The following is a 13,844-nucleotide window of genomic DNA, read 5'->3' as shown; positions in this document are numbered from 1 at the left end:
CTTGATAGGGGGACGGATTGTTGCCTGATGGGCATAGAAAAACGCCGCGGACAGTGGCCGCGGCGTTCTTGGAACTCGGTACTCGGAGCGGTTTACTGGCTGACTTCAGCCGCCGGATTGGCTCCGGTTTTGCCGCTGCGTCCTGGGTTCAGCGGATCGTCCTGACGCTGAACCGAGCCTTCGAAATGCGCGCCGCTTTCGATGGCGATGGTCTTGTGGATGATGTCGCCCTCAACCCGAGCGGTCGAGGTCAGACGTACTTTCAGACCCCGCACGCGACCCACGATGCGGCCGTTCACGACCACGTCGTCCGCGGTGACTTCGCCTTTGATGGTCGCGGTTTCGCCGATGGTCAGCAGATGCGCGCGGATATCGCCTTCGATGGTGCCTTCGACCTGGATGTCACCGGTGGTCTTGATGTTGCCGGTGATGTGCAGGTCCGACGACAGAACCGATGCCGGAGGCTTGGGCTTGGGCGCGGTGCTTGCGGCCTTCTGTTCGGTCGGGGCAGGGGTCGCCTGAGGCGCCGGGGCTGCCGGCTTGGCCGTTTCGGATGCCTTGGGTGCGGGCTCGTTGATTTTGCTTTTAGAAAACATTGTTCGCAGCCTTGATGAAGTCCATTGGGTTTACAGGTTTTCCGTTCACGCGCACCTCGTAGTGCAGATGCGTTCCGGTCGACCGTCCGGAATTACCCATATCAGCAATGTGATCCCCGCGCGAGACCCTTTGGCCGACCTTCACGCGGATCTTCGAGTTATGGGCATAAAGTGTCTCAACCCCGAAGGCGTGCTTGATCTTGACCAGACGGCCATAGCCGGATTGCCAGCCCGCATGGGCCACGACACCGTCGGCGGTGGCGAAGATATCCGTGCCCGTCGGGGCCGCAAAGTCTGTGCCCTTGTGCATCCGGCGCCCGCCGGTTTTGGGGTCGCGGCGATAACCATAGCCGCTGGTGAACCGGAAGGCCGATTTGACCGGCGTGGCAAACGGGGCCTTTTCGGCCGCTATGCGATACAGGTTCAGCTGGTCCATCTGCTGCAGAAGCTGATTTGCGCGCACCTCGTCTGCTGAAAGCTCTTCGCCGCGGGTACTGAACGAAATCGGCGTCAGCGGGCCGCCCATGCCGCTGTAACCGCGCCGCACTTCGTCAAGCATCCGGTCGGTGGGCATTCCGGCCTCGCGGAACATCTTGTCCAGCGGTTCGACCGAGATCACCATGGCTTCTTCCAGCTGGCGGAATATCTCGTCATTGCGTTCTTGCATCAGCAGGATTTCCAGCTCAAGCTCATCGCGCTGGTCCAGTGCCGCCTGTGCATCCGTGGCGATCTGGTCCCGCTGCTGTGCTGTCCGGGTCAGGGCGTCAGCCATGAATTCGATCTGTGCCGGAGCGGCAGAGGCGAACATCGCAACCGATGCGCCATCGGATTTCTCCTGAAGCTCGGCGAGTTGGGCCCGGGCTTCCTCACGCTGCTTCATGGTCGACCGCAGGGTGGTCTGAATGACCTCGATGCCGGTTTCCAGCTCGCGTCGACGGTTTTCGGATTCCAGCAGTTCCGACTGCATCGCCGAGATCTGCCGAAGCGCCGAGTTGAACCGGGCATGTGCGGCCAGTGCTTCCTGGGCCCGCGCGTCGCGTTCCTGCGACAGGATGTTCAGCCGCTCCTGATATGTTGCCTGATCGCGTTTGGCCTGTTCACGGAAATTGCCCGACCCGATGCTGTCCATCAGCAGGATCGCCGTGGCAACCGCCGTCCAGCCGACCATGATCGAAACGCCAAGCGCCGCCACGATCTGCGTCTCCGAGCTGAGCCGGATGAAGCGTGTGTCATTGTCGGATTTCAGGAAGACCCGGCGTTCCGGGAAGTGCCGTTCGAGCAGTGAGTGTAGTTTGATTGCCAGACGTGTTCTCACGCGCCTTACCTCTCATCCCCAATGTCGGGAACGGTCGTGAGTGGATCGCCGCCCCTTGGGCCGATTGCTTAAAGGGCCGGTCCCGGTTGGGCAAGTTTGTTAACCGATTGGTCGACAATTACGGTGTTTTCCCGCACGTCATCGGCAGAAAATTGCCGAAAGCGGCGCGTTTCCGTCAGCGCTTCCCGTCTCCCGGGGGCGGCAGATCCTCGGTCAAAGGCCAGTAGAAATCGGGCGGCAGGCCGGCTTCGGCCCGCTTTTCCTCGTTGAAGGGCGGCTTGAGCGCGCCATGGAAATAGCGCCGCACCAGTTGGTGGAACACGTCCTTGGGGTCGGCATTCTCGCGGCCGCACAGAAAGTGGAACCATTTCGAGCCATAGGCCACATGCCCGACTTCTTCGGCGTAGATCACCTCAAGGGCGGCCACGGCCTGATCGGCCTTTGCCTTGCGGAAGATGTCGATCATGCCCGGTGTCACGTCGAGGCCGCGCGCCTCGAGCACCATGGGCACCACCGCCAGCCGGCCCATCAGGTCTTCGGCGGTGTCCTCGGCCGCACGCCACATCCCGGCATGGGCGGGGAGGGCGCCGTAATAACTGCCCATCGCCTCCAAGCAATCGCAGACCATTTCGAAATGGCGCGATTCCTCCTCGGCGCATTTGACCCAGTCGTCGTAGAAGCCGACCGGCATCGGCACATGTCCAAACCGTGCGATGATGTCCCAGTGCAGGTCCACGGCATTCAACTCGATATGGGCCACAGCGTGCAGCAGCGCGATGCGTCCAGCCTCCGAGCCGGGGCGACGGCGCGGCACGTCGCGCGGCGACAGCAGCTCGGGCTTGTCAGGACGCGACGGATGCAACGGTGGCGTGGCTGTCCCGACTTCGATCGCGGGGGTGTCGCCGTTGCGCGCTGCAAACCATTCGGCGGCATAGCGTTTGGAAAGGGCGGTCTTGGACCGCCCATCCGCAGTGGTCAGAACCTCGGTTGCCATCTGGGTCAGGGTTTTGGCCACGGTAATCCTCGGGTTGGATGAAAACTGCCGCCTCTTAGACCGGATGGCCCGCAGCGTCAAAGCGCGCGTACGGCCTCCAGCACCTCATCCACATGGCCGGGAACTTTGACCTTGCGCCAGACGCGGGCGATCTTTCCGTCGGCGTCGATCAGGAAGGTCGAGCGCTCGATCCCCATCGACTTTTTGCCATACATGTTTTTTTCGACCCAGACGCCGTAATCCTCGCACACGGTCGAACCTTCGTCGGACAGCAGCGGAGTGGTCAGCCCGTGCTTGGCGACGAACTTGTCGTGCTTGGCGACGCTGTCGCGAGAGATGCCGAAAACCTGTGCGCCGGCGTCGGCAAAGGATTGAAGCTGCTCCGAGAAACCGATGGATTCCTTGGTGCAGCCCGGCGTATCATCGCGGGGATAAAAGAACAGAACAACGGGACGACCGCGCAGGTCCGACAGGGTAACCGTGCCGCCGCCATCGCGGGGCAAGGTGAAATCGGGGGCGATGTCTGCAACGTCAGGCATTTTGAACTCCGGTCAGGATTTGTAGGTGATGCCGCGTATCATAGGGCGGCTCGGGCAGGTTGAAAGACGTGGACGGCAAATTGGCGCAAGACGAACAGGACCAGGCCGAGAAGGGCGGGAAACCGCCGCGCCGCCGATCCCGTCGGCGGACAGCCGGGCTGTGGGCCTTGCGCGGGGTGTTCCTGCTGGTGTTTCTGGCCGTCCTGTCCGGGGTCATGGTGTTCGGCCATCGGATCCACGCGCCGGAATGGCTGAGCGACCGGGTCGAAACGCGGCTGGAAAATGCATTGGGCGGTTTGCAGATCCGGTTCGGCGATGTCAGCTTTATCATCAATCAGGAATGGCGCCCGCGTCTGCGGCTCAGCGATGTTTCGATCAGCGACGCCGAGGGGCGCCAGATCGCTCAGGTCTCGAGCATGCAGGCCAGCCTGGCGATGCGCCCGCTGCTGCGCGGCCATGTCCGGCCCAAGCGGATTACTCTCAACGGCGCGCAGATCGCACTGACCCGAGCCGAGGACGGATCACTCTCGCTGACCGTCGGTTCCGGCAGCGCGCCCGTGCAGAATGCGCCAACCTTGGCCGAATTGATCGAACAGTCCGATCAGGTGTTCCTGTCACCGGTCCTGTCGTCCCTGACCTCGGTCGAGCTTGACGCCATCACGCTGGATTACCGCGACTTGCGCCTTGGGCGGTCCTGGGTTCTGGACGGCGGGCATATTCTGGCGACGCGGAGCGAAGGCGCCCTGCGCCTGGCGACCGGGTTTTCGGTGCTGGCGGGCCGTGACTATGTCAGCATGATCGAAGCGAACTACACCAGCACGCTCGGCTCACCCGAGGCGCAGTTCGGGATTTCGATCACCGATCTTCCAGCGACCGACGTCGCGGCGCAATCCCCGGCACTGGCCTGGTTGCAGGTGTTGGACACGCCGATCTCGGGCGCATTGCGCGGCAGTATCGACGGGGCCGGCGCGCTCGGGCCGGTATTTGCAACCTTGAACCTTGGGGCCGGGGCCGTTCAGCCCAACCCCGAGACCCGACCGGTTCCGTTCGACTCGGCCCGCACGTATTTCACCTATGACCCGGCGCAGCAGGTACTGGATTTCAACGAGGTTTCCGTGGTGTCGGGCTGGGGCAGCGTACAGGGCGAGGGCAAAGCCTATCTGAAGGGTGTAGAGGCCGGCGCGCTGGAAAGCATGGCGGTGCAGTTTCGTCTGAACGGTATCCGAGTGAACCCGGCCGACCTGTTCGTTGATGCGCTAGAGGTCAAGCAGGCCGATCTGGACTTCCAAGTGCGCCTGAACCCGTTCCGGCTGCAGCTGGGGCAGGTCGTGGTCGAGGATGGCGAAGACCTGTTGCGCGCTTCGGGCGAGCTTGTGGGCCTGCCGGAGGGGTGGAGCGTGGATCTGAACGCGCGGCTGGGGCACATGGCATCGGATAAGCTGCTGCATTACTGGCCGCCCCGATTGGCTCCGAAGCCGCGCAAATGGGTGACCGAGAACGTGTACGAAGGCAATCTGTCGGACATGGACTTCGTTCTGAGGCTGCGGCCCGGAGACACCAAGCCCGAACTGTATCTTGATTTCGACTTCGATGATGCGCTGGTTCGGTTTGCCAAGACCTTGCCGCCGATCCAAGGCGGGCGTGGGCAGGCAACGCTGATTGGCCGTCGGTTCACGGTGACCGCCCGCAAGGGCGTCGTGATCGCCGATGACGGTGGCGCGGTTGATGCCTCCGGGACGTCGTTCATCATCCCCGATACCGACATCAAAAAGAGTACACCAGGCATCGTGCGTGTTCAGGCCAGTGGCAGTGTGACCTCGGCCTTGTCGTTGCTTGACCGGGCGCCGCTGCAATTGCTGACCAACGCAAACCTTCCGGTTGATCTGGCTTCGGGCAGCGTGCGATTGGGCGGCACTCTCTCTCTGCCCTTGATCAAGGGGCTGAAATTCGAGGACACACAGTTCCACTTTCTGGGCGAATTGATTGATCTGGATACGGAAAAACTTGTACCGGGCTTTCGCGTCAGCGCCGCCAAACTGCGCCTGAGCGGGGATCAGACCCAAGTGGCCATAGACGGAGATGGTCTGTTCGGTGAGGTGCCGATACAGGCGACTTGGCGACAGCCGATCGGCGGCAAGACAGCACAACGCAGTACGCTCAGCGGGCAGATCGAACTGTCCCCGCGGCTGATGGATGAACTGAAGGCGGGATTGCCGTCCGGTATGCTGACCGGGCAAGGCGTGGCGGAGATCAGTCTTGGAATTGGAGGGGGAGAGCCGACAAAGCTGACCGCGACCTCTGATCTGGTCGGCGTCGGAATGGCAATTCCCGAACTGGGTTGGCAAAAATCCGCAGCCACTGCCGGCACGTTGGCCACCGAGGCGACGCTGGGCGATCAACTGCGAGTGGACAGCCTGCGGATTGATGCCGCCGGATTGCGCGCGGTGGCTTCGATCTCGATCGCAAATGGCGCTTTGGATCGGGTTCAGTTCAGTTCTTTTGAACTGGGCGATTGGTTGGCTGTTCCGGCCGAGTTGATCGGCCGTGGCGCCGCGGCGCCGGATATCCGCGTTCTGGGGGGCGTTCTCAACCTGGCCAAAGCGACGTTCGGCAGCGGCAGCGGCGGCGGCGCGTCATCCGGTCGAGGTCCGAACCTTGATGTGGCGCTGGACCGGCTGCAGGTGACCGAGGAAGTGGCCCTGACCGGTTTGAAGGGCAATTTCGAAACGACCGGAGGGTTGAAGGGTGGATTTTCCGCTCAGGTCAACGGAGGCGCCCCGGTCCAGGGGCAGGTTGTGCCCAGCGGATCGCGCAGTGCGGTCAGCCTGCAATCCGTGGACGCCGGTGCGGTACTGCGGTCTGCCGGTTTGTTGACCCAGGCCAGAGGGGGAAAGCTGCAACTCCGGTTGAATCCGGTGGCTGGCCCGGGCAACTACGATCTGACCCTGAAAATCACGGACACTCGGATCCAGGATGCTCCGGCCATGGCGGCATTGCTGAATGCCATTAGCCTTGTCGGTCTACTGACCGAGATGGCCGGGCAGGGGATCTACTTCTCATCAATCGACAGCGAGATGCGGATCACGCCGACCGAGGTCAAGATTCTCAGCGGCAGTGCGGTCGGACCGTCGATGGGGCTGTCCTTCGACGGGACGGTGGATACCGAACGAAAGTTCCTGAACCTGCGCGGCGCGATCTCTCCGATCTATATGGTGAACGCGATTGGCAGCGTCCTGACCAAGAAGGGCGAGGGCGTATTCGCGTTCAACTATACGCTGGTGGGCCCGATCTCGGCCCCGCAAGTGTCCGTGAACCCGCTGTCCGGTCTGGCGCCACTGTTTCTGCGCAACTTGCTACGAGAACCTGCCCCAACCGTTTCCGACGGCCCCAACGCAACGCCTGTCGCACCGGACGGACCCAGCCCGTCGGTGGGAAGCCGGGGCGAGGACCGCTGACGCAGAGTGTGGCCGAATCTGTTCGGGCGATGTATGGCGCGGCCATGAAGCTGAGTGATTTCGATTTCGACCTGCCGGATGACCTGATTGCCACGCGGCCCGCCAGCCCGCGGTCTTCGGCGCGCCTGCTGGTGGCACAGGGTGACGCGATCTCGGATGATAGGGTGTTCAACCTGCCCGACTGGCTTCGCCCAGGTGATCGGCTGGTGCTGAACGACACGCGCGTCATCCCGGCCCGGCTGAGCGGCCGGCGTCACCGTGACAGCGCCCAGGGTCCGGTCTCGGCTGCGATCGAGGCCACCTTGCTGGAGCCCCGCGCCGACGGCACCTGGGGCGCATTGCTGAAACCGCTCAAGAAGATCCGGTTGGGCGAAGAGATCGTGTTCTCCGACGACCTCAGCGCGGTTCTGGAAGGGGTCGCCGACGGCCAGGCCCATCTGCGCTTCAATCTGAAGGGCGATGATTTCGACCGGGCGCTCGAGCAGGCCGGAGCAATGCCTTTACCCCCCTACATCGCGGCCAAACGGCCCGCGGACGAGCGTGACAAGACTGATTATCAGACCGTTTGGGCGCGGCAGGCCGGGGCTGTGGCGGCACCGACCGCCTCTCTGCACTTTGACGAGCCATTGTTGCAGGCCCTTGCGGATCGAGGTGTCGAGTTCACCCATGTTACCCTGCACGTCGGGGCCGGAACGTTCCTGCCGGTCAAGGTCGAGGATGTGACGACCCATAAGATGCACGCCGAATGGGGGCAGGTCAGTCCGCAGGCCGCAGCCGAGATTCAGGCGACCAAAGCCTCGGGTGGCCGCGTCATCCCGGTTGGCACCACCGCCTTGCGACTGATCGAAAGTGCCGCGCGCGATGGATCGATCCAGCCTTGGGAAGGGGAGACCGACATCTTCATCTACCCCGGCTTCCAGTTTCAGGTCACCGACGCGCTGATGACCAATTTCCATCTGCCGAAATCGACGCTTCTGATGCTGGTTTCGGCGCTGATGGGCCGGGACAGGATGCTGCGGGTCTATGATCATGCGATCAAAAGTGGCTATCGCTTCTTTTCCTATGGTGACGCGTCGCTTTTGATCCCTTAGAGGGCGGGATCGCGGGATCGAATCTGGTGAATGTCGTAGACAAGCGCGACCGGGACATCGTTTGATCCTTTAACGAAAGCCATTGTTCAGCGGATTTGGAGTGCAAACATGCTTCAGGTACTTGCCAGCGCGTGGGCGCTTCTACTTGGAATGGGTCTGCTGATGATCGGCAACGGCCTGCAGGGCACCCTGTTGGGTGTCCGGGGCGAGATCGAAGGGTTTTCGACCCTGCAGATGTCGTTTGTCATGTCCGCGTATTTCCTGGGCTTTCTGGGCGGATCCCGACTTGCACCCGAGATGATACGGCGGGTCGGGCACGTGCGGGTCTTCGCTGCGCTGGCGTCGTTCATCTCTGCCGTGATGATCAGCTATCCGATGCTGACCGATCCGATCGCGTGGTCGCTGGGCCGTGTGGTCATCGGGTTCTGCTTTTCCGGCGTGTACGTGACCGCCGAAAGCTGGCTGAACAACGCCGCGAGCAACGAAAACCGTGGCCAGGCATTGTCGCTATATATGATCGTCCAGATGATCGGCATTGTCAGCGCGCAGGCACTGATGCTTGCAGGGGACCCGGCCGGGTACGAAACCTTTGTGATTGCCTCGATTCTGGTTTCCGTTTCCTTTGCTCCGATCCTGTTGTCGATTTCTCCGACCCCGGCTTTTGATACGACCAAGCCGATGACGCTCAGGCAGCTGATGGACACGTCGCCCTTGGGCTGTGTCGGCATGTTCCTGTTGGGCGGCATCTTTTCGGCTCAGTTCGGCATGGCCGCGGTTTACGGAGCGCGGGCCGGGCTGACACTGGTCGAGATTTCGACCTTCGTGGCGTCATTCTATATTGGCGCATTGGTCCTGCAGTATCCGTTGGGCTGGTTTTCGGATCGCATGGACCGGCGCCTGTTGATCCTGCTGGTGTCGGTCGTTGGCGGCATCAGTGCGGCGGTAGGCATGGTTTTCGGGGTCGACTTCCCGGTTTTGCTGGCTGCGGCCTTTGTCATCGGTGGCATGTCCAATCCGCTGTATTCCCTGCTCATCGCCTACACCAACGACTACCTCGAACACGAAGATATGGCGGCCGCGTCCGGCGGGCTGATTTTCATCAACGGGCTCGGCGCAATTGCCGGCCCGCTGATCACCGGCTGGTTGATGGGGGATGCCGTGTTCGGGCCGTCCGGCTTCTTCCTGTTCATTGCCGCACTACTGTTTGCCATGGCGGTCTATGCGGTCTACCGGATGACCCAGCGGGCCTCGGTGCCCGTGGACGAGACCGGCACCATGTCGCCGCTGTACCCGACGGCATCGCCGGTCGCACTGGAAGTTGCACAAGAAGTCGCGATCGAAGCGGCGCAGGACGAAGAGGAAGAACACCAACCTGCCTGACCGCCGGATTTATGTCGTCAATGTTGCAATATGTTACTGTAACAAGTCTGTAAAACCGACTTATATGACGTTACGTCCCTCGGGGGGGAACAGACGGAGTCAAGGGCAATGGTTGGTCCTGAAGAAGTACTGAGTTTCTGGTTGGATGAAGTAGGCCCCGAGGGGTGGTACCGCGAAGATGAAGCGCTGGATGCGCAGATACGGGACCGCTTCCTTGAGACATGGCAAGCCGCGTGCGAGGGTAAGTTCTCTCTGTGGTTGACATATCCCAGCGGATCGCTGGCCTACATCATCCTCATGGACCAGTTTCCGCGCAACATGTTCCGAGGCAGCGGCAAAGCCTTCTCATCCGACAAGGCGGCACTGGCAGCAGCGAAATGTGCCGTCGACAAGGAATGGGATCTGAAGATCGACGAGCCAGCCCGACAGTTCTTCTACCTGCCGATGATGCACTCAGAGAACCTGTGCGATCAGGAGCGCTGTGTGCGCCTGATGTGCCAGCGCATGCCGGAACATGGTGCAAGCAATCTGCTGCATGCCCGCGCCCATCGTGAGGTGATCCGCAAGTTTGGGCGTTTCCCATACCGCAACGCGGCGCTTGCCCGTGAGACCACGGCACCCGAAGCCGCATATGTCAGCGGCGGTGGATACGGCACAACGGTGCGTGAGTTGCAGGCGGCGGGCTAGGCCGCCTCTCCACATCCGCGCAATTCGATCAGCCTGGCCGTTGTGGCATCGACGGCCGTGGTGATTGCGTAATCAATCAGTAGCTGAGGATTTTCGACCAGTTCGTTGAGGCGAGCCTGCGTGGTTTCCAGCTTGGCCTGAACCTCGTCCAATCGCACCAGCGCCTGCTGAAGCTTCTGCTTCAACTCAGGCTCATCATCTCCCAGGATGCGAATACCGGACAGATCAGCGCGCAGACTTGCAAGATCCTCTCGGACGCCCTGCGCCTGTTCACGCAGCGGCTGAACGATTTGCAGGCTTTCTCTGAAGTTGTCCTGAATATTCTCGACGCTTCGCGCCAGCTTCCAACCAAGGAACAGACACAGAGCCACAAGGATCAGTGTGGCGTTCAAAAGGGCAAGCAACAAATCTTTGAGAGTCTTGGCCATGATTGTTCCCTAAAATCTGTAGATCCGAAATTCGAACATGGTTGCAGGTCTTTTCTAGCCTTCGACGGACGCGGGGTATAGGCTGAATAGCGCGCGCTCTTGTTTTGATGACCTTGCGTCACATATGTCGCGGGGCAGCATATTGATGCGTTCAAAAAAATAGTTTAACGGTAAACTAGTTTTCAATCGACCTGCGCCGAGAGGTAAACATGGCTGCACAATCCTTTGATCTGATCGTAATCGGTGCGGGCCCCGGCGGCTATGTGGCTGCCATTCGTGCGGCCCAACTGGGCCTCAAGACCGCCGTGGTCGAGCGCGAGCATCTGGGCGGCATCTGCCTAAACTGGGGCTGCATCCCGACCAAGGCCTTGCTGCGGTCGGCCGAAGTGTTCCACCTGATGGAGCGCGCCAAGGATTTCGGTCTGAGTGCCGACAAGATCGGTTACGATCTGGACGCGGTCGTCAAACGCTCGCGCGGGGTTGCCAAGCAGCTGACCAGCGGCGTCGGTCATCTGCTGAAGAAGAACAAAGTCACCGTCGTGATGGGCGAGGCGACAATCCCGTCGAAAGGCAAGGTGACGGTCAAGACCGACAAGGGCACCGAGGAGCTGACGGCGAAGAACATCATCTTGGCCACCGGTGCCCGGGCGCGCGAGTTGCCGGGCCTGGAGGCAGACGGCGATCTGGTCTGGACCTACAAACATGCGCTGCAACCGGCGCGGATGCCGAAAAAGCTGCTTGTTATCGGGTCCGGAGCGATCGGGATCGAGTTTGCCAGCTTCTACAATACGTTGGGCGTAGACACGACCGTGGTCGAAGTGATGGACCGGGTCTTGCCGGTCGAAGACGCCGAGATCAGCGCGTTCGCCAAGAAATCCTTTGTCAAACAGGGCATGAAGATCATGGAGAAGTCCATAGTCAAGCAGCTGGATCGCGGCAAAGGCAAGGTGACGGCTCATATCGAAACCGGTGGCAAGGTCGAAAAGCACGACTTCGATACCGTCATCTCCGCCGTTGGGATCGTCGGAAATGTCGAGAACCTCGGGCTTGAGGCGCTGGGCGTCAAAATTGACCGCACCCATGTGGTGACGGATGCGTATTGCCGGACCGGGGTCGATGGCCTCTATGCCATCGGCGACATCGCCGGAGCGCCTTGGCTTGCGCACAAGGCCAGCCACGAAGGCGTGATGGTCGCAGAGCTCATCGCTGGCAAGCATGCCCATCCCGTGAAACCGGAAAGCATCGCGGGATGTACCTATTGTCATCCCCAGGTCGCGTCGGTTGGCTATACCGAGGCCAAGGCCAAGGAGCTTGGCTTTGATGTGAAAGTTGGCCGCTTCCCGTTCATCGGCAATGGCAAGGCAATTGCATTGGGCGAGCCGGAAGGCATGATCAAAACCGTATTCGACGCGAAAACCGGCGAGTTGCTGGGCGCTCATATGGTTGGCGCGGAAGTGACCGAACTGATTCAGGGCTATGTCGTCGGTCGCCAGTTGGAGACCACCGAAGAAGACCTGATGAATACAGTCTTCCCGCACCCGACCTTGTCGGAAATGATGCATGAATCGGTTTTGGACGCCTACGGGCGCGTGATCCACATGTAAGACGGTCTGTCCGCGGGCCGCGGCTTAAGGGGGCGCTGCCCCCGGCCGCGTTGCCCGCGACACACCGGGATACCGCCGGCCGGATGAAGTTCGCATCCGCGCTTCACCCGGCTCGGAATATCCCGGAGCGCAAGGCTGCGCCTTGCGATAAAACGCGGCTATCGGCTCAGAGCGTCCAGAATTCGGGCCCACGAGCGGATCCCTTTATGAAAGCTTTTCACGTCGTATTTTTCATTGGGCGAATGGATTGCGTCATCGTCGTTGGCATAGCCGACCAACATTGAATCCAAGCCCAGGACCGTATTGAAGTATCCCACCACCGGGATCGATCCTCCCATGCCGGTGAAAACGGCTTCGCGCCCCCATTCGTCGGACAGTGCGGCGCGTGCCGCTTCGAATTCCGGGCGATCCAGGTTCATGACCGACGCAGGGGAGCCCTCGAGATCATTGTCCCAGACGACTTTGGCGTCAGGAGAGAGCCGGTATTCAACATGCTTACGGATCTTGTCGCGCAGTTTGTCCGGGTCCATTTCACCGACCAGGCGACATGTGATCTTGCAATGGGCCTGGCTGGGGATCACCGTTTTCGAACCGGCGCCGTTGTAGCCGCCCCACAACCCGTTGATCTCCAGCGTCGGTCGCGCCCACTGCTGTTCCAGGGTCGAGTACCCTTTCTCACCATGCGGTCGCGTGTAACCCACCGAGTTGAGGTATTCGGCCTCGTCGAAACCACAGTTCTCCCACTGGCGCAGCTGCTCGGCGGAGACTTCGTGGACCCCTTCGTAGAAACCTTCCACAGCGACCCGTCCGGTTTCCTCATCGTAGAACGAGGCAACGATCCGCGAGATTTCCCGCAGCGGGTTCAAACCGGGGCCGCCGTAATGGCCGGAATGCAGGTCGATGCGCGGACCGATGATGGTGAATTCGTCCTTGAGCATGCCGCGCAGTTGCGATGCGATCGAGGGCACACCGCGCGAGACCATCGAGGTGTCGCAGACCAGCGCCAGATCGGCCTTCAACTCTTCCTTGTTGGCCTCGAGAAATGGGACCAGCGAAGGTGAACCGGATTCCTCTTCGCCTTCGAAGAAAAACGTGATGCGGCAAGGCAGCTTGCCGTTGACCGCCTTCCAGGCGCGGCAGGCTTCGACAAATGTCATCAACTGGCCCTTGTCATCCGACGAGCCCCGTCCGCGGATGACCTGACCGTGTTCTGTCTCTTCCAGCGCCGGGTCGAACGGGTCACGGTTCCACAGGTCCAAGGGATCAACGGGCTGCACATCGTAATGGCCGTAGAACAACACATGCGGGGCGTCCGCATCGTCGCCGACATGGCCCACGACCATCGGGTGGCCCGGGGTCGGGTGCTTTTTCGCATCAATCCCTATGCTTTTAAGGTCGTCGACCAACCAGTCGGCCGCCTTGTCCACGTCTTTCTTGAAGGCCGGATCGGTGGAAATCGACGGGATTCGCAGAAACTCCATCAGCCGCTCGATGGAGGCTGAGAGGTCAGAGTCGATTTTGCTCAGAGTGGCGTCAAGCGACATGGGTGTGCTCCTGAATGGATGAGATATTGCGGCGGACCCTAACAGCGCTGGCAGCGCCGTCCAGCCCGTAGCGGCGGAAAAACGCGCGTCTGATCGGAAACATTCTGCGCGAAACGGCACGTAACCTGCGTCGTTTCCTCGCGCCTTATGGTCTCAACTTTACTTGTCGCTGCGGGTTCAAGGCGATAATTGATGCAAATCAAAGTTGCGA

Annotated in this window: 11 protein-coding genes; 5 read left to right on the top strand and 6 right to left on the bottom strand. The window is 61.1% G+C overall.

Features of this window, described 5'->3' with window-relative positions:
* Nucleotides 1-92: 92 nt before the first annotated feature.
* From K3752_RS09995 to K3752_RS09980, 4 genes are all read right to left on the bottom strand, one after another.
* The gene (locus K3752_RS09995; protein ID WP_093962377.1) at nucleotides 93-596 is read right to left on the bottom strand and encodes a polymer-forming cytoskeletal protein; all 504 of its coding nucleotides are present in this window, start codon (nucleotides 594-596) and stop codon (nucleotides 93-95) included.
* Nucleotides 586-1,911, bottom strand: a complete 1,326-nt coding sequence (locus K3752_RS09990) for a M23 family metallopeptidase (RefSeq protein WP_222456820.1) — start codon at nucleotides 1,909-1,911, stop codon at nucleotides 586-588. The genes K3752_RS09995 and K3752_RS09990 overlap by 11 nt, the downstream gene beginning before the upstream one ends.
* Before the next feature lie 175 nt (nucleotides 1,912-2,086).
* Nucleotides 2,087-2,905: a ferritin-like domain-containing protein gene (locus tag K3752_RS09985; RefSeq protein ID WP_170339424.1), complete on the bottom strand. Its 819-nt coding sequence runs from the start codon at nucleotides 2,903-2,905 to the stop codon at nucleotides 2,087-2,089.
* Between the two features lie 77 nt (nucleotides 2,906-2,982).
* Nucleotides 2,983-3,444: a peroxiredoxin gene (locus tag K3752_RS09980; RefSeq protein ID WP_170338632.1), complete on the bottom strand. Its 462-nt coding sequence runs from the start codon at nucleotides 3,442-3,444 to the stop codon at nucleotides 2,983-2,985.
* Between the two features lie 68 nt (nucleotides 3,445-3,512).
* On the opposite strand from K3752_RS09980, the gene K3752_RS09975 reads away from it, so the two are divergent.
* From K3752_RS09975 to K3752_RS09960, 4 genes are all read left to right on the top strand, one after another.
* Complete coding sequence (locus K3752_RS09975) at nucleotides 3,513-6,899, top strand: DUF3971 domain-containing protein (RefSeq protein WP_260063148.1); 3,387 nt, start codon at nucleotides 3,513-3,515, stop codon at nucleotides 6,897-6,899.
* A 44-nt stretch (nucleotides 6,900-6,943) separates the two neighbouring features.
* Nucleotides 6,944-7,990, top strand: coding sequence for a tRNA preQ1(34) S-adenosylmethionine ribosyltransferase-isomerase QueA (gene queA, locus K3752_RS09970; protein ID WP_260066292.1), 1,047 nt, complete (start codon nucleotides 6,944-6,946; stop codon nucleotides 7,988-7,990).
* A 108-nt stretch (nucleotides 7,991-8,098) separates the two neighbouring features.
* On the top strand, nucleotides 8,099-9,370 hold the full coding sequence (locus K3752_RS09965; protein WP_170338130.1) for an MFS transporter: 1,272 nt from the start codon (nucleotides 8,099-8,101) through the stop codon (nucleotides 9,368-9,370).
* Nucleotides 9,371-9,478: 108 nt separating this feature from the next.
* Entirely contained in the window at nucleotides 9,479-10,057 is a 579-nt protein-coding gene (locus K3752_RS09960) for a DUF924 family protein (RefSeq protein ID WP_170338132.1), read from the top strand.
* On the opposite strand, the gene K3752_RS09955 is transcribed toward K3752_RS09960, so the two are convergent.
* Nucleotides 10,054-10,485, bottom strand: a complete 432-nt coding sequence (locus tag K3752_RS09955; RefSeq protein ID WP_170338134.1) for a hypothetical protein — start codon at nucleotides 10,483-10,485, stop codon at nucleotides 10,054-10,056. The two genes, K3752_RS09960 and K3752_RS09955, sit on opposite strands and share 4 nt — an antisense overlap.
* A gap of 209 nt (nucleotides 10,486-10,694) precedes the next feature.
* Here K3752_RS09955 and lpdA point away from each other — a divergent pair, with 209 nt between their 5' ends.
* Nucleotides 10,695-12,089, top strand: coding sequence for a dihydrolipoyl dehydrogenase (lpdA, locus tag K3752_RS09950; RefSeq protein WP_260063147.1), 1,395 nt, complete (start codon nucleotides 10,695-10,697; stop codon nucleotides 12,087-12,089).
* A gap of 158 nt (nucleotides 12,090-12,247) precedes the next feature.
* Here lpdA and K3752_RS09945 read toward each other — a convergent pair whose 3' ends face one another.
* Complete coding sequence (locus tag K3752_RS09945; RefSeq protein ID WP_260063146.1) at nucleotides 12,248-13,633, bottom strand: dipeptidase; 1,386 nt, start codon at nucleotides 13,631-13,633, stop codon at nucleotides 12,248-12,250.
* Between the last annotated feature and the right edge of the window lie 211 nt (nucleotides 13,634-13,844).

Source organism: Ruegeria sp. B32, assembly GCF_025141855.1.
Taxonomy (GTDB): Bacteria; Pseudomonadota; Alphaproteobacteria; order Rhodobacterales; family Rhodobacteraceae; genus Ruegeria; species Ruegeria arenilitoris.
This window is presented reverse-complemented; position numbering and strand designations above follow the sequence as displayed.